Below are 22,504 nucleotides of genomic sequence, written 5' to 3' on the forward strand. Positions count from 1 at the left end.
CAATAAATACACAAAATAATAACTTAATTTTCAAATGAAGAGGAAACTGATGAGTTCTTACTTTCTACTCACTCGTTTCCTCTTTTAGATTGTTTTATTTTTCTATAAAGCAATGATTAAATTTCCTAAGCAGCTCACCAAAAACCTGCCGCTCCTCTTGAGGCCAATCTTGTAACAGCTCGGTAATCCGTTCCATGCGGGCCCTCATATGATCTTTTAGTTCTTTTTTACCTAACTCTGTTATTTCAAAGCTGTATGCCCTTCCGTCTGCCGGATCAGGAATTTTATATAAATAGCCCTTCTGCTCCAATGCTGCTGCCTGTCTGCTTACAGTGGAAATATCCAATTGGAATTCACCAGCTAAAATCTTTACACCGACAGCCCCTTTATTTGCGATGCGGCGAAGCAGTAAATAGGCTGAGCGGTCAAGACTTCCAATCTTTTTGTTGGTCGTTACAGACGTCGTTCTCCGCAGCAGGATGGCTAATTCAAGTTCAATCATTTCTAGGGCATTTTCATTCATTTTAAGACCTCACAGTATAAAAATTACTCAACATAATCATATCATAATCAATTACAAATTTTTAAACCTTAAAAAGAATCTCCAGAAAACATCATTGACGTAGTGGAAAATAGTTGTATAATACAATTATATAGTTTCATTATACAACTATTTATAAACAAATAAGGAGAGATGTGAATGTCATCAACACCGCCAACTGTTGCGACCACTTCAACTAACGCTTCAAAAACAGAGCTGCAGACATCTGTTTTATCACAACCAAAAGCCGTATGGGCCGTTTTTTTCGCCTCCATCATTGCTTTTATGGGTCTTGGCCTGGTTGACCCCATCTTACCGGCCATTGCAGAACAGCTGCATGCCTCCCATAGTCAAGTTACCTTACTGTTCACGAGTTACAATGCGGTAATGGCTATCGCAATGCTTATTACAGGTATGATTTCATCAAGGCTGGGAATTAAGTGGACCCTGCTTTCAGGAATTGTCATTATTGCTGTTTTTTCCGCACTAGGAGGAATTTCAAACGGTATCTGGCCGCTTGTTAGTCTTCGCGGCGGCTGGGGATTGGGTAATGCTTTATTTGTTGCTACTGCGTTAGCCGCAATTGTCTCACTTTCCACGAGCGGAACAGCCAAAGCAATCATTTTATATGAAGCTGCGATTGGCCTCGGGATATCTGTAGGTCCGCTTCTCGGCGGCTGGTTAGGGGCTATGTCATGGAGAGGTCCATTTTTAGGCGTTGCTGTATTAATGGTTGTAGCTTTTATAGGATTAATTTTATTAATGCCAAATGAGAAACACGCTCCATCGGGACAGGTGAAAACTTCTTTATCCGATCCCTTTCGTGCCCTAAAACATCGTTCACTCCTTGTTTTAGGAATTACTGCTGCTCTTTATAATTTTGGCTTTTTTACTTTACTCGCCTATGCCCCATTTGTCATGGGACTGGATGAACATGGACTCGGGTTTGTATTCCTTGGCTGGGGAATTCTCCTTGCGATCACCTCCGTCTTTATGGCGCCAAAACTGCAGCAAAGATTTGGAACCATAAAATCCATGTGTGCCATGTTAGTCATGTTTGGGATTCTTCTTTTTATCATGGGAACCTGGACAACAACACAGACGGTGATTATTATTTGTGTGATCGCTGCCGGTGCATTATTGGGCAATAATAATACACTTATTACAACCGCGGTCATGAATGCCGCACCTGTTCAGCGCTCAACCGCGTCTGCTGCCTATAGTTTCCTCCGCTTTATTGGCGGGGCAATCGCACCCTATACAGCTGGAAAGCTTTCTGAGATTTATAACCCCTCTGTTCCATTTATCGTTGGTGGAGTTTTTGTTATTGTCTCGGTTCTGTTTATTTTAATAAACAGTAAGCATATTAATCATGTTGATAGTGTTGAATCAGGTCATTAAAAATTCGATTTGGGGATCTGCCATAGTTGCAGATCCTTTTCTTTATATATTTGGTTAGTATTCAGTGTATATCCCTTTTCTTAAAACGGCCGCCTCTAACTTCGGCTATGTCAGCAATTGCTAGGAAGGCTGTAGGATCAATCTCCTCTACAATGGTGGTTAATTTTGATTCTTCCAAGCGGGAGATGATACTAAAAATGACTTTCTTATTATCCCCAGTATAAGCACCCTCACCATTTAAGTAGGTTACTCCGCGTCCTAGACGGTCATTCACGGCATCTCCGATTTCTTCTGCATTATCACTTATGATCCACACAGATTTAGTTTCTTCAAGTCCCTGTACAACCGTATCAATGGCTTTTGAAGCAATCACATAAGCCAATAAGGAATACATCGCACGATCCCAGGTGAAGACAAACCCTGCTGCGCCTAAGATAAAGAGATTAATGAACATTATGATTTGTCCAACTGAAAAAGGAACCTTTTTATTAATGACAAGTGCAAGGATTTCTGTTCCATCTAATGCACCGCCATTACGGATTACAAGACCGACTCCGATTCCTAAAATCATTCCGCCAAAAAGGGTTGCAAGGAGGATATCTTCTGTAAAAGGGGGAATGGGGTGAAAAAAGGAAGTAAAAATAGATAAAACGATAATTCCATAAACAGTCGAAAAAGCAAAGGTCTTCCCCATCTGCTTATATCCCATGTAAACAAAAGGCAGGTTCAATACAAACAAGAAAAGTCCTAATTTCCATCCGCTAATATGGGCAAGCATGATGGAAATACCTGTAACTCCTCCATCGATGACATGGTTAGGAACTAAAAATATTTCCAGTCCAGTTGCCATCAGAATGGCACCAATGGTGATCCAAATGATGCGGGCAATCACCCTGCTGAGAGGAAGTTTTCTGTGCCGAAGATTTTCTTTCATCAATTCTGTCATTAAACCACTCCTTCTTAATCGTATTTTCCATGTGTTCATTCAATCTATTAGGAATACATATTATAATGCTCTTTATATTATTATATCATATTTCTTATGAAAATTGAACTAGAGTTCAATTTTCATAAGAAAAAAAGGGATTGCAATATGCTGCAATCCCCGTCTTTTATACCATAACCTTACAAATATTATTTGTAAATTCTACTGGGTCCTCAATTGGTAGCCCTTCAATTAGCAAAGCTTGATTATATAACAAGTTTGTAAATAACGTTAATTTTTCCTGATCTTTTTCAAAAGCTTCTTTTAACGAAGCAAACACATCGTGCTGAACATTGATTTCTAGAATCTTGTCCGCTTTTACATTTTGGCTGTTAGGCATGGCATTAAGGATTTTTTCCATCTCAATCGATACCGCTCCATCAGTCGATAAACAAACAGGATGGGTTTTCAATCTTTTCGATACTTTTACATCCTTAACTTTATCTTTCAAGATATTTTTCATAAAATCGAATAGTTCTTCGTTTTCCTTTTCCTCTTCGGCAGTCCCTTGTTCCTCATCTGCAGGAAATCCTAAATCACCGCTTGAAACCGATTTGAACTCTTTTTCTTTATAAGACATTAACATTCTAATGGCAAACTCATCAATTTCATCGGTGAAATATAAAATTTCATACCCTTTATCAGCAACTAATTCTGTTTGAGGCAGTTTATCGATACGTTCATTCGATTCTCCGGTTGCATAATAAATATACTTTTGGTCCTCTGGCATTCTGGATACATATTCATCAAGGGTGACAAGCTTTTTCTCCTTAGATGAATAGAACATTAATAAGTCTTGTAATTCGTCTTTATGTGTACCATAGTCACTGTAAACACCATATTTTAGTTGTCTGCCAAATGACTTAAAGAACTGTTCATACTTTTCTCGTTCATTTATTAAAATGGACAATAATTCGCTTTTGATTTTCTTATTTATGTTTTTGGCAATCAGCTTTAATTGACGGTCATGCTGCAGCATCTCTCTGGAAATATTCAATGAGAGATCCTCAGAGTCTACCATCCCTTTTACAAAACTAAAATAATCTGGAAGTAAGTCAGCACATTTGTTCATGATTAGGACACCATTGGAATATAGCTCTAACCCTTTTTCAAATTCCTGGCTGTAATAATCAAATGGAATGTTTTCCGGGATATAAAGAATAGCCTGATATCTAACAGCACCGTCCACGCTGATATGAATATGTTTAAGAGGCTTATCAAAGCCATAGCGTTTTTCGGAGTAGAAATTTTCATAGTCTTCTGTTGTGAGATCCTTTTTATTCTTCCTCCAAATAGGAACCATGCTATTGATGGTCTGTTCTTCGACCACCTCTTCATATTCACTTTCGCTGCCCTCTTTTAGTTTCCTTTCGGTTACGTCCATTTTAATAGGGTAGCGGATAAAATCTGAGTATTTCTTGATAATCGTTTTAAGACGATATTCTTCTAAATACTCATCATAGTTTTCATCTTCGTTGTTTTCTTTAATTTTCAAGGTGATTTCTGTACCAATAGAGTCCTTTTCACAAGGAGTGATGATATAGCCTTCTGCCCCTTTAGATTCCCACTTGTAGGCCTCTTCACTGCCAAGGGCTTTACTAATTACTGTTACTTCATCGGCAACCATGAATGCAGAATAAAAGCCAACCCCGAATTGGCCAATAATATCGTGGCCGTCTTTCAGTTCATTTTCCTTTTTAAATGCTAATGAACCGCTTTTTGCAATCGTTCCAAGGTTATTTTCAAGCTCTTCCTTCGTCATGCCGATCCCGGTATCAGTAAGTTTTAACAATCTATTTCCCTTATCCACGCTAACTTTTATGTAATAACTATCTTTATCAAAGGTCAACGTATCATCAGTTAATGCTTTATAGTATATTTTATCTATTGCATCACTGGCATTTGACAGTAACTCTCGTAAGAAAATCTCTTTATGGGTGTAGATAGAGTGAATCATCATGTCCAATAATCGTTTCGATTCTGCCTTAAACTGTTTTGTTTCCATCAAGACCTCTCCTTTTTCAAAAAAAATATACCTTTATTTTAGCACTCTAATCACTTGAGTGCTAACAATTATTTTAATAACATATTAGCAGATTTTTTGTCAAGACAAAAAGCATCCCACCGGATGCTAGTTTGACTTTGCGAACCTATCATTGAATGATTTTTGATGCTCTTGCAAGTTCTGATGTCTTTTGAATTCTTTTACTAAGGGGTTTCTTTAAAAATAATCCAAGAAGAAAACTAAAAGCAACAAAGCCCAGCAAGAATGATATGTCCCTTATCACAACATCCGCTACCATTCCACCTACTGGCTCACGGAGAAGACTTACTGCATAAGTAAAAGGCATAAATGGATTAATCATTTGAAAAAAAGTCGAGGTCGTACTAACCGGAAAGGTCGCTCCAGAGCTTGATATTTGCAGTACCAATAGAATAATCGCCAGCCCCTTGCCGAGGGTTCCAAAAACAGAACATAAGGTAAAGGTGATAATGACAAATACTATGCCTATAAGGATACTTAGCAAGACAAAGTAGAGTTTGTCAACGGCATACGTATGAATAATAAATAAATCACCTAACGAGACAATCAACGCCTGAACTAACCCAATAATAAGAAAAGTAAGCATTCTTCCAAAGTAAATTTGATAACTTTTGTACGGATGGCTGTCCTCTATGTCCACGCGAAGTGACGCTATTAAGAATGTGGCTCCTACCCAAAGAGCCAGCATGGTGTAAAAAGGCGTCATCGCTGAACCGTAATTTGGGATTGGAAAGATCCTTTCCGTTTTTAATAGTACAGGAGAAGCTAAGAAATTACTCTCTGCTTGGGGGTCATGCTTTAAGAACTGAATTAATTCATTAACATCGACACTTCCTTTAAGTCTTCGAAGCTTATCGGCTGTCGTTCTGATCTGCTCTTCAAATCCAGGCAAATCATTTCTTGCAAGGTCGGCAGCTTTATGCACTGCCTTTTCCAAATCAGGAAGCTTCGTTCGTACCAGATTGGCGGCTTTCTTTATATCATTTTCTACAGTTGGCAAATCGTTGCGAACGAAATCAGCAGCTTGATGAATTTTCTTCTCAATAACAGGGAGATCATTTTTAAAAAATAAGACAGAGCTGTTAATCATTCGTTCCCCTTCAGAGACCCTCTGCTCCAATTCTGTTCGAGAATGTTTAATCGAATCATGAATACTTGCAAGTTCGTCTCGAAGATGTGATAATTCCGCCTGATTATCACTCGTCCCCTGCTGTGCATCTGTCAGTTTTGAATCTTCAATGGCCTGATTAATATTAGTCTCAATTTCAGTTAAATGACTTCCTGCTTGTATTACAATCTCATTAATCCGGTCAATCTCGCCCAGTCTCGTTTGAAGTGCTAATATCTTATCACCGGCTTTTTCAACGATTGGCAAATTCGCCTCAACTTTTAAGATACTCTGGCCCGCCTGGTTTAAATCAGGGATTCGCTGTTCAAGCTCAATAATTTTTTGTCCCTTTTCTCTAATTTCTGGCAGTTTGGCTTCAAGTTCAATTGCTTTCTTCCCCATTGCCTCAATTTGCGGCAATGCTTTCTCTAGTTCAAAGATTTGATTTTCCATATTATGAATAGAGGGCAAGGCTTTCTCAAGCTCAATTCCAGCTTTATAGAAACCTGAAAAAATCGCATCTCCTACTGTTTTAACAAAGGCCTGACTGATCTGATTGGTCACACTCGATGCTCCAGAGGCAGCTATTTTTGGGGCCACCGCATTAATCTTTTCATTTACCCCAAAAAGAATTTCCGGCTTTTTAGGGGTTATTTCCAGTATGCTTGCCAACTTCTTTGAAAAATCCTTTGGGATAATAAGATATGCATAATAATTGCCTTGTTTAACTCCGTCCTGAGCCTTACTGCGGTTTACAAATACCCAGCCTAGTTTTTTGTTCTCTTTTAGATTTTCAACAATTTCTTTTCCCACATTCATCTTTTTACCCTGAACTTCTCCCCCTTCATCTTCATTGGCAACTGCCACTTTAATACCAGAAGTTTTCCCGTACGGGTCCCACATGGATTTTATATTAATCCATGCATAGGCAGAAGGCAGTACGGTGAGTGCACCAATTAATAAGATGACGAGAGGCACCTTAAGAATATTTTTCCAATCCGTTATAAAAATTCTCCAAATGGCCCCCATGTCTCTCCACCCTTTGCAAAAAGTTTCATCCATTAGCTTTTCACTAAGTACCGAACTAATGCAGAAAACAAATGAGTATTTTTATCATCCTATTTAGGCTTTTCACACAGGACAACAGTCGCGGAGTTGCATATGATGCTAATAAAAATATTGCTGAAAGGGGCATTTCTGTGAGTAATTCATCGGACAATCCAATTATCCCAAAAGCGGTAATTGATTTACTGGTAAGTGATGTTTTCAAAAAAAACGGAATTAGTTTAGACAATGCGAAAAAAAACTTATCAGATGAACAAAAACAAATGTTAAAAGAATTAGTGAAGGATTTATCCCAGCAAGTGGATTCATTCGTTAAAAACTCCACTAAGGAGAATAAGGTCGAATAATCGATAGACTATACGCCGATTAGGCGTATTTTTTTGTTACTAACTGTTACTTCCATTCCAATTGGCCAGATGGTTTTAAATTTGGACATCCTATCTCGTTTGACTTTCATTAAATGGGCAAAAATTAGGGACTCGTCCAATCATAAAGGAAGACAACCTCATATATTAAATCGAAACTAACAAAAAGGAGTGTTTTAAATGGCATCATCCAGCAGAGATAAACACAGCAGCAGCAGCAGCAGCAGAAGCAGCAGCGAGCATAAGGAAAAGCGCGAGTACGAGAAAAAGGAGTACAAATCCAGCTCAAAGCACGATGATCACGAGAAAAAAAATCGTGAGGCAGAAGTAATGCAGGACGCAGATCAATTCGTTTCTACTGAACAAGAATCCGATGAACTAATCTTCATTAAAGATTCTTGTAACATTAAGGTACAAACTACTGATACTCAGGCTGCCGTGTCTCTACAAGTTGGGCTTCAGCTTGCAATTGCGATTGTTGTAAGAATTACACTTTTTGATTCTCCAAAAGGTGAAAGCATTTTACAAGATCTCATGCAGCATTTCGATTCAGTCCAAACCAACAAACAAAAAGTGATCATCAAAAACTCTAAAGATGTATGTATTACAACTACTGATACTGACCTTTCTGTCAATATCCAAGCCCTTTTACAAGTTCTTGTATCATTAGTTGTTAAGTTAGACGTTGCTTAATAAAAAAATAAGAGGTGAAAAGCATGAGTGAAAATAAATGGAGAGCATTAGATCATTGCGACGATAAGTGTAAAGAAAACGACGCGAACGTAACACAGGATGCTGATCAGTTCGCTTCAACAAAACAGGAATCCTTTGAATGGATTATCGTAGAAAATTCTGAATGTGTCAACGTTCACACAACTGACACACAAGCCGCAGTATCATTACAAGCAGCTATTCAAGTGGCAATTGCCATTGTTATCAGCATTACTATCGGGGATACTGAAAAAGGTAATGCAGTAGCACAGGATCTCAAACAATTCTTCAAATCAAAACAACGCAATACTCAAAAAACAGTTATTTCTGGATGTAAAGATGTTGAAGTAGTAACTACAGATACTCAAGTTACTGTTAATATCCAGGCTTTACTTCAAGTTTTGGTAGCAGTTGTTGCAAAAATTGATATCTTTTAATATCAATTAATTTCTGTGCAAAAAAAGAGGCTGCCATCAGGCAGCCTCTATTTATTGATCTGTTGTTTCTTCTTTGTTTGAAGAATTATTATAATCATATTTTGTCCGGTCAACTGGAGTAAAGTTTTTTGGCGTATAGAAACGTAATAAATCACCATTTACCACTTTATCTGAAAAAGTAAGTTTTTCTTGTACTAATTGTTTATATTTCTTGGCCTCAGTCAATTTGTCCGTTTCTAATTTCAACCCTGTCGTTGAATCATAATATTTACCATCAACCGAAGTAATTGTTGGGCTTACATAGTCTCCGTTTCGGAATGCTACTAGACTATCATGCTGTTTAGAAAGCAAATCTGTACCAAACTGTACATAATCTTTTGTATCAATTCCTAACAAGTGCAGCAAAGTTGGAAGAAGGTCTACTTGACCGCCGTACTCATGGTTCACTCCGCCCTGCATGCCCGGTACACGAACAAATAATGGTACTCTCTGTAACCCGGCACTCTCTACAGGTGTTATTTCCTTCCCAAGAATTTGCTCCATTGCTTTATTATGATTTTCTGAGATTCCGTAATGATCACCATACATAATGATGATGGAATTGTCATATAGACCCGATTTCTTTAGGTAATCAAAAAATTGTTTTAACGCTTCATCCGCATAACGTGCAGTCTGGAAATATCCATCAACAGACTTATCACCTGTTGTGGCAGGTGCAATCGTCACATCTTTTTGATTCATCGAATACGGATAGTGATTCGCAACGGTAATAAACTTTGTATAAAATGGCTGCGGCAATGTTTCAAGTAATGATGTGGATTGCTGATAAAATGGTTTATCCATTAATCCATATTCAGCTTCTTCGCCTTCATTAATTTGATATGAGTTGGCATCAAAAAATTTGTCGTAGCCAAATGATTTGTAAATTTCATTACGATTCCAGAAGCTTCCTGAATTACCATGGAATACGGCTGAAGTGTAGCCGTTCTGACCTAAAATAGCCGGTGCAGCTTGGAAGGTGTTTAAGCCTTTTGTAGTAAAGACGGACCCTTCAGGCAAACCAAACAGTGAATTTTCAAGCATAAATTCTGCATCAGATGTTTTACCTTGTCCTGTTTGATGGAAAAAGTTATCAAAATACATGGTATTTTGGTCTTTAACCAATGAATTTAAAAACGGTGTAACCTCTTCCCCATTCAACTTATAATTAATCAGGAAGTTTTGCATCGATTCTAAATGTAAATAAATTACATTCATTCCTTTTCCTTTACCAAAGTAAGCTTGATTAGGTTCTGCATAATTGGACTTTGTATAGTTAATTACCTCAGTAGTATCATCACTATCAGCCATAACCCTCTGCGCTGAAGCATGTGTACTTTTGACTGCATCGTAAATAGTATAATTGTACATCCCTAGATATTTAACAATATAATTTCGATCGAATCCTCTAGTTAATAATTGTGGACGATCTAATTCTGCCAGCGATAAATTCACACAAGAAACTACTAAAGCTAAAGAGTATAATACAGAAATTTTTCCGCGCTTTAGATCTTTCATTTCAATTTTAACAAGACGAAATGCAAGTAAGGCAATTAATAAGATAAAATCAATGAAAAACAGAAAATCAAACGGTCTTAATAAAGAGAACACACTACCACTAACGTCCCCGAAATTTTGCGTCTGCGTTAACGTAGGAAGCGTGATAAAGTCGTTAAAGAAACGGTAAAAAAGGACGTTTGCATATAATAGAAAGGATAATAGAAAATAAAGGACCATCAGGGAAATATATTTTTTTCTTCCTTTAAAAAACATGGAAATTCCTAAAAGGAGGACGGAAGAACCCAATGGGTTAAAGAATAAGAGAAATTTTTGTAAAGAATTTTCTATTCCTAATTCAAATTGAGTTAATTGGACAAAATAAGTTTTCAACCATAGTAAGAGTACAGACAAAAAGAAAAAGCCAATATATTTATTGAAAATACTTTGACCCTTGTTCAATAGGTTATTCATTTTTTCATCACCTCATAGAGCAATATTATGCCAAAAAAGTTTGGACTATTAAATAGAAGATTAAAACCAAATTCACTAACATCTATCATAACAGGTAAATATGAACAATCAATGAACAAATTTTGAAAATGTGGTATTTTGGCCATTTTTATTGCGTTTTGCTTAATAAAAAGAGAATGAAACTTTAAGGGTGTAGGAAAACTATCTCTGTGCACTTCATGGAAGGAGGCACTATTGTGAACAACTTTTCTGGTACCTTAAGGAGGGTAACAATGGGCATTTTAAGCGGTAATCCAAAAGAAGAGCCATTACATTATGGCGAAGTATTTGATATTTGGTCTTCTCAATTAGGTGGAAACAATATGATCGCCGGCTATAAAACGATGCTAAACCACGCTGGTGATGATGATTTAAAAAAGATACTTACCGAAGCAATTGAACTAGGCGAACAGCAAAAGAAGCAAATTGAGGAAATCTTAAAGGAAAATGGCGTCGGCCTTCCTCCTGCCATGCCAGATCCTCCAGAAGCTTGCTTAGAAGATATTCCTATTGGCGCCAGGATTCCTGACCCTGCCATTGCTGCTACGCTTGCAGTAGATACTGCCGCAGGATTAGTTGCTTGCAGTACAGTAATCGGAATGTCCATCAGGGAAGATGTGGCAATGATGTATGGTCAATTCCATACACAAAAAGCAGCACTTGGTGCAAAAATTTTACGGTTAAATAAGGAAAAGGGCTGGCTGATCCCACCTCCACTTCATCTTAATAAACATCACGACTGCTAGTATTTCTGGGATGTTTTTCCTTATCAGGAGGTGAATAATGTGGCTAACCCAAATAATAAGAATCAAAATACAACCAACAGCCCCGAAGGATCTGGCTCTGAATATCATCGCGAGCACGCAGGCAATGTCCCGGACTATGGCGGCAATAGTATGGAACAAATCGCTAGAGAAGAATTAGAAAATGAGACAAACAATACAAATATGTAATGTAAATTAAACGCCCTTAGTGGCGTTTATTTTTTATTGCCCATTTGTTTTGCAAAAATTAAAAAGCCTAATAATAAGCCAAAAAAACCAGCCGATGACAGCCGGTTTTCTCCGTTAAATTATTTGTTAACGTTAACATTTTTTTCTTTTAAATTAATATTTTGTCTGTGCGAAACCACTAGGAATATGGCAAGCAATCCGATCAATTCACCAGCAGACGCTGCAATTGCCCCTGCTTTCCCATTTAATTCAGGATATAGATAAACCAGTGGTATGATGAAAAGTACTACACCAATCATGTTGTAAATTTGAGGTTTTAAGAGTGTTTTCGTGCTTTTTTGGAGCATGAGAATACCGCCAAAATAATCTACCCATGGAAAGACAGCGGTTTTAATTAAGCAGATTTTAAGTACTTCGAGGCTTTCATAAGCGAGTCTTGTTTCTGCCCCCATCACTTTACTCATAAACCAAGGCCCTGCGGAGGTGAAACAAAGGGCACCAAGGAATAAAGATGGCACAATGCTAAAAACTATGACGCACTTAATCACAGCTGGTTTGTTATGTTTGTAAAACTGCAAGACAACTTGATGGGTGTACATAAAAAAACTAAGTACAAGATTTGTGATACTAAAGGCTAAGGCAAATGAAGCAATTCCAAGGTGTACATCGTCAATCATGCCAAGAAACGAATAGATAATTGGAATTAAGACGGTCTGAAAAGACATGTAAAAAACCAAAGGAAAATAGAATGAGCTTATTTCCTTTTGCCCTAATGGTTTGTCAGCATTGCTGTTTCTGTTAACAATGGTTTGTCCGCGCCAAACACTGACCAAACATTCAATCGCCATTCCAGTTAAAAAAATGACAGCCCCCGCGACACTTGTATTGGCAAGGTCAAAATGAAGAAGGCAAATGGCTAGACCAAACATACCAACAAGTCTCATGACCACGCCTAGGCTCACCCATTTTGTTTCAAATTGGTTAATAATTATTCCTTGATACAGGCCCCGAAGCCCAGAGAAGAGGATAACCGCTGCAAGGACAAGAAAGGTTATCTTCAAGGAAGAAAGTGATTTCGCATCGGCATTAAACCCATAAATAAACACCCAATCCCCAAGCTTTGTAAAACCAATCAAGGCACATAAAAGGGATACAAATAAAGAGATTTTCACAAAGAAGGCAGCAATATTTAAAAAGGATTGACGCCCCTTCGCTAATGCAGAAGTCGTTTGTCTGAAAACAATCGCGGGTCTTTCCAAAATACTGAAAAGGGATAAGCAAACCGCATAATTGGCAATGATGACTTCCGCATGATCCGCCCTGCTCAATGTCCCATTAATAATGACATGGGACACAGATGTTAGGCTGGCGGATATGGCTAATGGTATAAAGAAGATCAAAATTTTCGTAAAGCCATAATCCTTTGCTGAATTTTCCGATTTTGTTCCCTCCAATCTCTAGCTTTCCTTATTTTTTTAGATATTTATGTCTACCACGCTTTACGCCTAGATATGCTTATTCAATCATTTTTGCTAAGAGGAGATAAATGCGTTCGGGCCTTCCTACTGTTCCATAGGACAAATCAGCCTCAATTTTTCCAATTGACACTAGATGTTCAAGGTACCTTCTAGCGGTCGTTCGACTCACCCCCACCTCTTTAGCTACACTTTCTGCTGTAAGGCCGGTTTTCACTTTCCCGAGGACTTCAATTACTTTTTCAAGAGTTAAGGGGTCTATCCCCTTAGGAAGGTAAGCCCTTTCATCTGTGATGCTATCAATCTCTTTCCATAACAGTTTGTCTACCTCCTGCTGTGAAACAGGGGAATTTTCCTTACTTAGTTTAAGCAGTTTAGTATAGTACTCCTGATATCTTTGTAATGTCTGTTTAAAACGTTCAAAAAAAACAGGTTTTATAATGTAATCAAATACACCTAATCGGATCGCCGATTGGACCATATCAATCTCTTTGGCAGCGGTAATCATTATACAATCGACATGTTTGGTTTGAAACTTCGTCTCTTTTAATAACTCTAATCCGTTCATGTCGGGAAAATAAACATCCAGGAGAATTAAATCTGGCTGTAAAACTTCAATTAATGTTTTTGCCTCTACATAGCTTGCGGCAATGCCAACGGGCTGAAAGCCATCAATGAGGTCAAGAAATCGTTTCTGTATCTCTGCAATTCTTAAATCATCTTCAACTATTAATACTTCGATATCTTGGTTCCCCTTCATTTAACATCCTCCTGCTCTTTGGTATTGCTACCGTGAAAATCGTACCTTCTCCTTTAGTTGATGAAAATGTCAGATAACCGTCTAGGTCATTGATTGCTTTTTCTGCCAAACTAAGACCAATACCTGAATTACTGTTTGTCTTTTTGGTTGAAAATCCAGGTTTGAGTATTTGATTTTGAATCTTGGCATCCATCCCGATCCCATTATCCTCCACTTCAATTATCAAATCTTTACCTAGATCGGTTAAGAAAAGCGATACCGTTTTTTCTTCGTTTCCGCTTTCCCTAACAGCCTCAAAGGCATTATTGACCAAATTACCTATAATCGTCACTAACATGTCTCTGCTAATTTCAACTGGAACATCCTTAAAGCTACTGCCACGATCTATAGTAAGATCAATTTTCAATTCGCTCGCAAGGCTTACTTTCCCTAAAATGAAGCCTGCAATTATTGGATCAGGTATTTCTTTCATTAAAAATTGGATGAAACCTTGGGCTACATCTACTTCCTTTGCAATAAAATCTATCGCTTCTTTATATGAACCAAGTTGAATGAGTCCAAGCAGTGTATAGAGCCTATTCGAATACTCATGGGTTTGTGCACGCAGCCCTTCGGCATACGCTTTAATATGAGATAGTTCCTTTAATAGATTAGTAAGCTCTGACTTATTCCGAAAGCTTGCTACCGCCCCAATTACCTCCTGCCTTTTATCAATGATAGGTATCCGGTTGGCCAAATAAACATCCCCGTTAATCAGAATTTCCTGATCGTATTCTGCCCGGCCGGACCTAACTACATCATAAAGTTTTGTATTTTCAAGAACGTTTTCTATCCTTTTCCCTCTTAATAGAATATCATTCGGTACACCTAAAATAGCATGTGCTGTTTCATTTACTACCGTAATTCTCCCATCAGTATCAATAGCAATAATTCCCTCATGAATGGACTCGAGTATCGCATGCTTTTCCTGGTACATCCAGGCAATTTCACTTGGTTCCAATCCCAAAAGAACCCTTTTGATATTAAATGAGATCAATAAAGCGGCAATTAGGCTGCCTGCCAAGATGATTAAGGTTGCTGCAAAGATTTTTTGCTGTAATTGGGAAACTTCTTTGTGAATTTCTGTTTGAAGGTAACCGACGGAAACAACCCCAATCACTTTTGATCCACTAATGATGGGTGCTTTCCCTCTTAGTGAAGGACCTAGTGTTCCCGTCGATTCTGTAATGACTGATTCGCCTATAAAGACACGGCCATTATCACCTCCAACCATTTTTTGGCCTATCCTGTTTGGATTGGGATGAGAGTAACGGATTTCGTCCCGATTACCCACTACAATAAATTCGGCACCAACCTGCTTTCTTATTTTTTCAACTATTGGCTGGATGATCGTAGAGGGATGATCCGTAAGAAAAGCAGCTTGAATATCCGGCATATTCGCAATGGTTTGAGCAACGGACAATGCTTTTGTGCCAATCTCGTGCTTAAGATTGGTTTCCATAATATGTTTAAATGTAAATTCAATGATGGACCCCATAACAATAATTAATATAGAGATTCCAAGCATCAGCTTTGTATGTAAACGCACGCAAACACCTCTATTTCCATTATATTAAAAAAACTCCTTATTAAAAGGAGTTTTGGAACTATTTTAAAAATTCAACCTTCCACATTAATAATTACATCCTTCCCTCTTCTTTTCATCATAAACGGAATGACCAGCCATAGGGCTGTAATTAAGAGAAAGAGTAATGATATTGGACGGGTAAAGAAGACGCCGTAATCACCATTTGAAATGGTTAAGGCCCTTCGCAAATTATTTTCTACCATCGGTCCTAATACAAGACCAAGAACTAACGGAGCGATCGGATAATCGTTCTTACTGAGGAAATATCCCAAAACCCCACATGCCAATAAAAGCAAAAGATCATTGGTTGACACCTGTACTGCATAAACACCAAATATCGAAACAGCAATAATCAGCGGGATCAAATATTTTTTCGGAGTTTGGATGATTTTTGCAAATACTTTTACAAGCGGCAGGTTCAGTATTAACAGCATGATGTTTCCGATAAACATACTTGCAATCAGTCCCCAGGCTACTTGCGGGTGGTCTTCAAATAATAGAGGGCCCGGCTGGACGTTATACATCATCAATGCTCCCATCAAAATGGCTGTTGTTCCAGAACCAGGGATCCCCAATGTTAAAAGTGGAATCATCGCACCACCAGAGGCAGCATTATTTGCCGATTCCGGTGCGGCTACCCCGGCAATGGTTCCCGTTCCAAATTTGGAAGGATGTTTAGAGATTCTTTTCTCTAATAAATACGAAAAGAAAGAAGCCAGTGTTGCCCCTGCACCTGGTAAAATACCAACGAAGAATCCCAAAATGGAACCGCGGGCAATCGGTCCTGCTGACTCCTTAAACTCTTCTTTGGATGGCAGCAAGTTATTTATTCTAGCAATCTCGCCTTCTTCTTCTTCTTTTTCCAAAATCGTCTTGAATACCTCACCAAGTGCAAACAAACCGACTGCTATTGTTAAAAATTCAATTCCTTGGTAGAGCCATGGCGTATCAAAGGTAAACCGCGCAATACCAGAAACTGAATCAATTCCTATGGTTCCTACCAATAAGCCGCATACGGTCATTATTAATGCCTTTGTTACAGATTTTCCTGCAAGTCCGCTGACAGCACCTAATCCCAACAGCATTAATGAAAAGTATTCGGCAGGACCAAATTTTAGCGCAACGTTTGACAACGGTTTGGCCAGCCCAATCAAAGCAACTAAAGTAACAATCCCTGCCACAAAAGAACCGATTGCAGCAATCGATAATGCACTGCCTGCCCTTCCTTTTTTGGCCATTTGATAGCCATCTAGTGTCGTGACCACCGAGGAGGATTCGCCAGGTGTATTTAATAGAATCGAAGTGGTTGACCCGCCATACATAGCCCCGTAGTAGACCCCAGCTAAAAGGATGATCGCACTAGTGGCTGCCTGTTCCGGCGGCAGGTTCCCAGTGATGGATGCTGTAACGGGAATGAGCAGCGCAACCCCGCTCATAGGGCCAATACCTGGAAGTACACCTACAGCGGTTCCAATTAACACACCCACAAAAGCGAAGAGAATATTATACCAAACAAGTGCGGTTGCAAATCCTTGCAATAAATAATCGAGTGTACTCATTATTTGGACCCCTTTCTATCATTTTTTTTAACTTTATTGCCTTTAACCTAACAAAACGTTTGAAAATTTAGAACCAAATAGGCCAGCCTGGTAGTGTGCCCTTTAAGACCTCTACAAAGACAAAATAAACAATTCCTGAAAAAGCGGCTGATATAATAATCGATGAAATCAGCTTTTTTCGCTCCATGGTTTGAAAACAAACTACTAAAAAAAGAAAGGTTGTAATTACATATCCGACAGATTCTAAAGCTAAGATATAAGCTAAAGTAGCGATAAAGATAATTATGAATGGCTTGTACTGCAATTCCTCTTTCTTGCATTTATGGCTCTGGCTTATAAATGTTTCATAGAACAATCGAATGCTTAATAAAACAAGCAGAATCCCGAGAATACAAGGAAAAATATCAGGACCTACCACACTCCCATAAGAAGAACTGGAGATATGCTGGCTTCCAATAATGAAAAGAAGCCCAACAGTTAAAAACAAGATTGATGCGAACCGATCAAATTTGATATCCACTTGAATTACCTCCTAATTAAATAGGGAGGAGAAAATTAACTCCTCCCTTCCTGCTTACTTCTGCATTCCTAAAGCAGTTAATAATTGCTGGATTTGTTGATCTTGTTCTCCTAAGAATTTTTTGAAGTCGGAGCTGTTCTTGTATTCTAATTCCCAGCCCTGTGTCTCTACTTCTTTTTTCCATTCAGGAGACTGGACTAGTTCATCAATGGTTTTTTCCCAATAGATTTTAGCTTCATTTGACATTTTTTCTGGACCAAATACTCCGCGCCAAATGGTAAACTCTGCATCAACGCCTTGTTCTTTTGCTGTGGGAACATCCTTAAAATCGCCGCCTAATCGTTCGGAAGCAGTGGTTGCCAGCACTCGAACTTTTCCAGCCTTTAAGAATTCCTTCACGCTGGAAGCGTCAGTACCAATCACATCAGCGTTACCTCCAAGAAGTGCGGTGATCGCTTCCCCGCCGCCATCATAGGAAACATATTTAATTTTGGCTGGGTCGACTCCGTATTTATAAGCAGGCAGGATAGAGATCAAGTGGTCCATGGAACCAGGTGCTGATCCTCCTGCAAATGTTAATTTACTAGGATTCTTCTTTACTTCATCTAACACAGATTTTAAATCTTTAAATTTAGAATCGGTTTTCACCACAATGGCCCCATAATCTTTAGTCAGCTGTGCGAGTGGTGTTGTATTTTTGTAGCCATATGGACTGTTTCCTTCTTTTTTGAGATTGTTGATAATTATTGGCGGTGAATTCACAAAGAGCATTTCATTATTTTCCACTTGCTGAGTTGCATATTCCGCCATAAAGACGGCTCCCCCGCCGCCTGGTTTATTCTCAACCGTCAATGGCTGTTTTACGAGTTTGGTTTCACTTAAAATCTTTGTGAATGATCGGGCAGTTAAGTCCCATCCTCCCCCAGCACCGGACGGAGCTACCACTGTAATCGCTTTTGTGGGATAGCCAGTGCTTTCCTCTTTTTTGCCAGAATTCGATCCTGCTGTTTCTTTATTACTGCTGCTGCAAGCGCCCAAGCTTAAGACTAAAGCACCTGCACACATCAGACTTGAAATTTTTTTAAAAGAAAACATTTTACCTTCCCCCTTGTAAACGTTTTCTTAATTTTACAAAATTAACGAATGTTTTAAATATTGTAAACTTAAGTACCTTTAAAAACTTAATCACCATTTTGTTCATTTTGTTCACGAGATACGTTTTCAAAAAGGATTAAAAGAAGAATAAGAGTAAAAGATAAGGAATTTATAACGAAGACAGACAGTGGGGTATCCAGCATGTATTAGAAAAAGTTTAATAAAATACAAAAAACCACTAGCCTATTGCTAGTGGTTTTTCTGCTATTATAAGTTTTGATTAAACTTAGTATATGCTAACATCACTGTCTTACTAGGATATTTAATTGGATTTTCTAAGATCGCTAAACGGATAAGCTTCATTTTAATATCCTTACTAAGTGAAAGCCATTCAGGTGTATTAATTTTCAATTCATACTCCCCCTTAAGAATATTTTTCATCATATGATCAATCCGGTTGGGATAATATAACGCTTCGTACTTATGTTGTTCCCAAATGTCTGAATACACTAACCTATTTTCGAACGCCATTTTATTTGAAAATTCTACATTATTTTTACTAGTCAATTAGATACAGGTAGATTGATTACCATACTATATGATTAGTAATATAAGACTAACTTTCTAAATATTTAAAATTAATAGTTTATTAGATAAACGAAATATGTTAGGATTTTTTTGAAATAACACCTAGGGGGACAATGTGATGAAAAAGAAAAAAGTAATCGGATACATACTATCAACCGGCATTCTCGCGACTTCGCTTGGATTCGGTTCTTCGGCAGTTTTTGCAGAACCAACCACTACACCTAATGGGCCTTGGGTTCAGGACCAACAGTACCTTTCCTTTGAAAGCTTTATGTCAAATGAACAATTAGAAGCCAAGTTAAAACAGTTAGAACAATCGTCAAAAGGGAAAATGAAACTTGAACAATTTGGAACATCCAATGATGGCAATCCCCTTTATGCAGCTAAACTTGGTGATAATGATCCAAGTAAAAAACGTGTGCTTGTCTATACGCAGATACATGGTAACGAACCGCTTGGTACAGAAGCGGCCATCGAAATAATCCAAAAACTATTAGCTGGAGGCAAGGAAGCTGATAATATTCTGGACAAGGTAAATGTTTGGTTTGTCCCTCGTGTAAATCCGGATGGAACAGCCAACCAATATGAAGGCAGCCCATTCCCTGTCAGATACTCGCACCAAACCTGGAATCCCGTGGAATTAGGATTGCCAGAAGGAACGAGAGCTCCATGGTATTACAATACATTGGGCAGTGAGCGCGCACAAAATAATGCTGGAACAGTGGTATATGGCATTCCTGGATTTGACCTTAACCGAGATTTCAACCCGAATTATGACTTTAATATAAACGATGAAATTAAGAAGGACCCACAAAAAGTGGTGAATCTATTAAATAGCAGCGATTCAAACAATGGTTCACAAGCATCATTCGTTTTTTCACCTGAAACAAATGCCTTAACCCAATTAGTAAAAGAATTTGATCCAGATGTAGCCATCGACCTGCATCATCGCGGATTTAACCAGTTATCCGAAGAGGACAAACGTTCTGTCTCTATTCAGCTTTTAGCTCTGTTTACTACTAAACCATACGTAGATCCTTTTAGTGGGAAGAGCTATCAAGTGGATACAGATGTCGAAACATTAAGTAAAAAAATCAATGCAGTTGCCTATGAATCCCTGCAAAGAGGAAACTCCTCTTACGGTGCTATTCAAAAATACCCGCAGGTAAATTATCCTGGTTCAGGGTTAGGCGCCATCCAGTTAAATGGTACGGCCACAATGCTGATAGAAATCAAAGGACAGACCCAGACGCTTGGCCAAAAGCAAAATGGAATGTTAAAAGAAACAGCAAAAGTACCGGTAATGGCTGTTCTTAATAGTCTAGCAGACGGTTCAATAGAGGACGCAGATCCGGCCGTATATGATGCTATTCCAGAATACACTTTACCAGTAAATCCAGGTGGTAATAAATAATAACAATGATGCAAGGGATGAGCTAAATGCTCATCCCTTGTCCTTTTTTTAAGGTTATCTATAGCCTCCGGCTATGTTAATTAACATAAATAACGAATTTTATTTTTTATGTTAGGAAACCTAACACATTCAATGAAATCCATATTTTTCTCCTTTATACTTCAACTATCAACCAAATAAAGGTTTCTCATTATTAAAATCGGGGAACGAAAATTGCTTTCTAGGGTTCCGTTTAAACACTTCTTTAAAGTCTGGTCCGAGAGAGAGCGTACAGTTCACTGTATACACGGAGGGAAAAAAGCCCGGGAGAATTTTACTTTTAAAATTCTCCCGGGCTTTTTTCTTTTCCACGACAAAACAAGGAAAAGGATGGATGAGAAATGAATGCTACACCTACACTTGCCAAAACATTAAAACTTCACCAAGTTGTATTTATGGGGCTTGCTTGGATGACACCCATGATTTATTTTACTGTTTATGGAGTTGCCTCCCAAGCTGCTGGGGGTATGCTCGCAGCTGCATACGTCACTGCATTTATTGCTATCTTCTTTACTGCTTATAGCTATAGTCAAATGGTTAAGGCATTCCCTATTTCTGGTTCAGCTTATATTTATACCAAAAAAGCAGTTCATCCGATTGCTGGCTACCTTGTTGGCTGGGCTCTTTTATTGGACTATATATTCTCACCTATTATCGCAATCCTCACATTTGGGATATTCATGAACACTGAATTCCCATCGATTCCAGTTTTTGTTTGGATCATCTTAATGAATATCATCCTAGCGGTCGTTAATATTATCGGAATTAAATCGGCCGCACGTGTAAGTGGATTGTCTGTTTTATTCCAGATTGCCTTCATCATTCTCTTTTGTATCTTAGTGGCAAAGGACATCCTTACAGGCCAAACGGATTCAAACTCCCTTTTCACTTCGGCACCATTCTTTAATGACCAACTCTCTGTCGGCGGTGTTTTATCGGGTGCTGCACTTATCTGCTTCTGTTTCCTAGGTTTTGACGCTGTTACCACAATGGCCGAAGAAACCATTAAAGCGAAGAAAACAATACCTAAAGCAATTTACCTCATTGTGAGCATTGCAGTAGTCATGTATGTTGCCATTTCGTATTTATCACAAATTGCTTATCCGCATTTTACTTTTTCAAATCCGGATAATGCGGCCTATAGTCTTGTACAGCTGGTTGGCGGCAACCTATTAAGCTCCACTTTTATCATGGTATTAATCGTTGCAACCTTTACACAAGGCGTCTCATCTGTGACAAGTGTAAGCCGCTTCCTTTACGCACTAGGACGTGAATCGGTATTGCCAAAAAAATTATTCACAACGATTCATCCAAAATATAAAACACCCGTTGCCAACATTATGTTCGTTTCGGTCATTTCCCTTTCAGCCGTGTTTATTAACCTTGATTCAGCTGTCTTATTTGTAAGTTTTGGCGCACTAACGGCTTTTACCTTTGTTAATCTTTCTGTCATTTTCCATTACTATATTAAGCAGAAAAGACGTTCACCGAAAGAAACGTTTATCTATCTAATATTCCCTCTTATCGGTGCTGCTTTTATCGGCTGGCTCCTAACCTTGCTTGATAAAACCACGCTCACGATCGGAATGATCTGGGTTGCCGTCGGTTTTGCATACTTAATCGTTAAAACAAAGTGGGAAGGAGCACGAAACAAGAGGTTTGCCATCCCAGAGATAAAGCAGGATAAAAACTATGTAAGATAATCTAACATGAATGTAGTTTAGCTCCACATTCACAAGGTATACTAAAACCATCTTAAATAAAGGTT

20 protein-coding genes and 1 riboswitch are annotated in these 22,504 nt (G+C 38.4%); of the genes, 8 read left to right on the top strand and 12 right to left on the bottom strand.

All coding sequences use genetic code 11. The annotated features are described in order from the left end of the window. Positions 1-94: 94 nt before the first annotated feature. Entirely contained in the window at positions 95-523 is a 429-nt protein-coding gene (locus GXK58_RS01435; protein WP_160719182.1) for a MarR family winged helix-turn-helix transcriptional regulator, read from the bottom strand. Positions 524-700: 177 nt separating this feature from the next. Between GXK58_RS01435 and GXK58_RS01440 the strand changes: the two genes are divergently transcribed. Then, positions 701-1,942, top strand: coding sequence for an MFS transporter (locus GXK58_RS01440; protein ID WP_160719184.1), 1,242 nt, complete (start codon positions 701-703; stop codon positions 1,940-1,942). 61 nt (positions 1,943-2,003) lie between these two features. Here the strand turns inward: GXK58_RS01440 and GXK58_RS01445 are convergent, their stop codons facing one another. From GXK58_RS01445 to GXK58_RS01455, 3 genes are all read right to left on the bottom strand, one after another. Next, positions 2,004-2,888 carry a YitT family protein gene (locus GXK58_RS01445; RefSeq protein ID WP_160719186.1) on the bottom strand — a complete coding sequence of 295 codons (885 nt, stop codon included), beginning with the start codon at positions 2,886-2,888 and terminating at the stop codon, positions 2,004-2,006. A gap of 166 nt (positions 2,889-3,054) precedes the next feature. Next, entirely contained in the window at positions 3,055-4,932 is a 1,878-nt protein-coding gene (gene htpG / locus GXK58_RS01450; protein WP_160719188.1) for a molecular chaperone HtpG, read from the bottom strand. A 148-nt stretch (positions 4,933-5,080) separates the two neighbouring features. Continuing rightward, positions 5,081-7,108: a YhgE/Pip domain-containing protein gene (locus GXK58_RS01455; RefSeq protein ID WP_160719190.1), complete on the bottom strand. Its 2,028-nt coding sequence runs from the start codon at positions 7,106-7,108 to the stop codon at positions 5,081-5,083. 170 nt (positions 7,109-7,278) lie between these two features. Between GXK58_RS01455 and GXK58_RS01460 the strand changes: the two genes are divergently transcribed. The 3 genes from GXK58_RS01460 (at position 7,279) to GXK58_RS01470 (ending at position 8,657) form a co-directional block, all read left to right on the top strand. Then, a complete protein-coding gene (locus tag GXK58_RS01460) occupies positions 7,279-7,491 on the top strand; it encodes a spore coat protein (protein ID WP_160719192.1) in 213 nt (70 codons plus the stop codon). Between the two features lie 198 nt (positions 7,492-7,689). Then, on the top strand, positions 7,690-8,202 hold the full coding sequence (locus GXK58_RS01465; protein ID WP_202171258.1) for a spore coat protein: 513 nt from the start codon (positions 7,690-7,692) through the stop codon (positions 8,200-8,202). Positions 8,203-8,225: 23 nt separating this feature from the next. Then, on the top strand, positions 8,226-8,657 hold the full coding sequence (locus GXK58_RS01470; protein WP_160719194.1) for a spore coat protein: 432 nt from the start codon (positions 8,226-8,228) through the stop codon (positions 8,655-8,657). Positions 8,658-8,708: 51 nt separating this feature from the next. On the opposite strand, the gene GXK58_RS01475 is transcribed toward GXK58_RS01470, so the two are convergent. After that, entirely contained in the window at positions 8,709-10,667 is a 1,959-nt protein-coding gene (locus tag GXK58_RS01475; protein WP_160719196.1) for an LTA synthase family protein, read from the bottom strand. Between the two features lie 272 nt (positions 10,668-10,939). On the opposite strand from GXK58_RS01475, the gene GXK58_RS01480 reads away from it, so the two are divergent. Both GXK58_RS01480 and GXK58_RS01485 read left to right on the top strand, forming a co-directional pair. After that, positions 10,940-11,452, top strand: a complete 513-nt coding sequence (locus GXK58_RS01480) for a DUF3231 family protein (RefSeq protein ID WP_160719748.1) — start codon at positions 10,940-10,942, stop codon at positions 11,450-11,452. 39 nt (positions 11,453-11,491) lie between these two features. Next, complete coding sequence (locus GXK58_RS01485; RefSeq protein WP_160719198.1) at positions 11,492-11,659, top strand: hypothetical protein; 168 nt, start codon at positions 11,492-11,494, stop codon at positions 11,657-11,659. A 119-nt stretch (positions 11,660-11,778) separates the two neighbouring features. Here the strand turns inward: GXK58_RS01485 and GXK58_RS01490 are convergent, their stop codons facing one another. The 7 genes from GXK58_RS01490 to GXK58_RS01520 form a co-directional block, all read right to left on the bottom strand. Next, entirely contained in the window at positions 11,779-13,113 is a 1,335-nt protein-coding gene (locus tag GXK58_RS01490) for a multi antimicrobial extrusion protein MatE (protein ID WP_160719200.1), read from the bottom strand. Positions 13,114-13,174: 61 nt separating this feature from the next. Next, entirely contained in the window at positions 13,175-13,894 is a 720-nt protein-coding gene (locus GXK58_RS01495) for a response regulator (protein WP_160719202.1), read from the bottom strand. Then, positions 13,857-15,482: an ATP-binding protein gene (locus GXK58_RS01500; RefSeq protein WP_160719204.1), complete on the bottom strand. Its 1,626-nt coding sequence runs from the start codon at positions 15,480-15,482 to the stop codon at positions 13,857-13,859. The genes GXK58_RS01495 and GXK58_RS01500 overlap by 38 nt, the downstream gene beginning before the upstream one ends. A gap of 71 nt (positions 15,483-15,553) precedes the next feature. Next, positions 15,554-17,080 carry a tripartite tricarboxylate transporter permease gene (locus GXK58_RS01505; protein WP_160719206.1) on the bottom strand — a complete coding sequence of 509 codons (1,527 nt, stop codon included), beginning with the start codon at positions 17,078-17,080 and terminating at the stop codon, positions 15,554-15,556. Between the two features lie 67 nt (positions 17,081-17,147). Then, complete coding sequence (locus tag GXK58_RS01510) at positions 17,148-17,600, bottom strand: tripartite tricarboxylate transporter TctB family protein (RefSeq protein WP_160719208.1); 453 nt, start codon at positions 17,598-17,600, stop codon at positions 17,148-17,150. Between the two features lie 54 nt (positions 17,601-17,654). Next, positions 17,655-18,695, bottom strand: a complete 1,041-nt coding sequence (locus tag GXK58_RS01515; protein WP_160719210.1) for a Bug family tripartite tricarboxylate transporter substrate binding protein — start codon at positions 18,693-18,695, stop codon at positions 17,655-17,657. A 267-nt stretch (positions 18,696-18,962) separates the two neighbouring features. After that, positions 18,963-19,226 (bottom strand): hypothetical protein, encoded by a 264-nt coding sequence (locus tag GXK58_RS01520; protein ID WP_160719212.1) that lies wholly within the window; start codon positions 19,224-19,226, stop codon positions 18,963-18,965. Between the two features lie 175 nt (positions 19,227-19,401). Between GXK58_RS01520 and GXK58_RS01525 the strand changes: the two genes are divergently transcribed. Further along, positions 19,402-20,697: a M14 family zinc carboxypeptidase gene (locus GXK58_RS01525; RefSeq protein WP_160719213.1), complete on the top strand. Its 1,296-nt coding sequence runs from the start codon at positions 19,402-19,404 to the stop codon at positions 20,695-20,697. Positions 20,698-20,906: 209 nt separating this feature from the next. Further along, positions 20,907-21,008, top strand: a riboswitch (guanidine-I (ykkC/yxkD leader). 69 nt (positions 21,009-21,077) lie between these two features. Continuing rightward, complete coding sequence (locus tag GXK58_RS01530; protein WP_160719214.1) at positions 21,078-22,439, top strand: APC family permease; 1,362 nt, start codon at positions 21,078-21,080, stop codon at positions 22,437-22,439. Positions 22,440-22,504: the final 65 nt, after the last annotated feature.

The sequence above is a fragment of the Bacillus sp. USDA818B3_A genome (genome assembly GCF_009928415.1).
Taxonomy (GTDB): Bacteria; Bacillota; Bacilli; order Bacillales; family Cytobacillaceae; genus Neobacillus.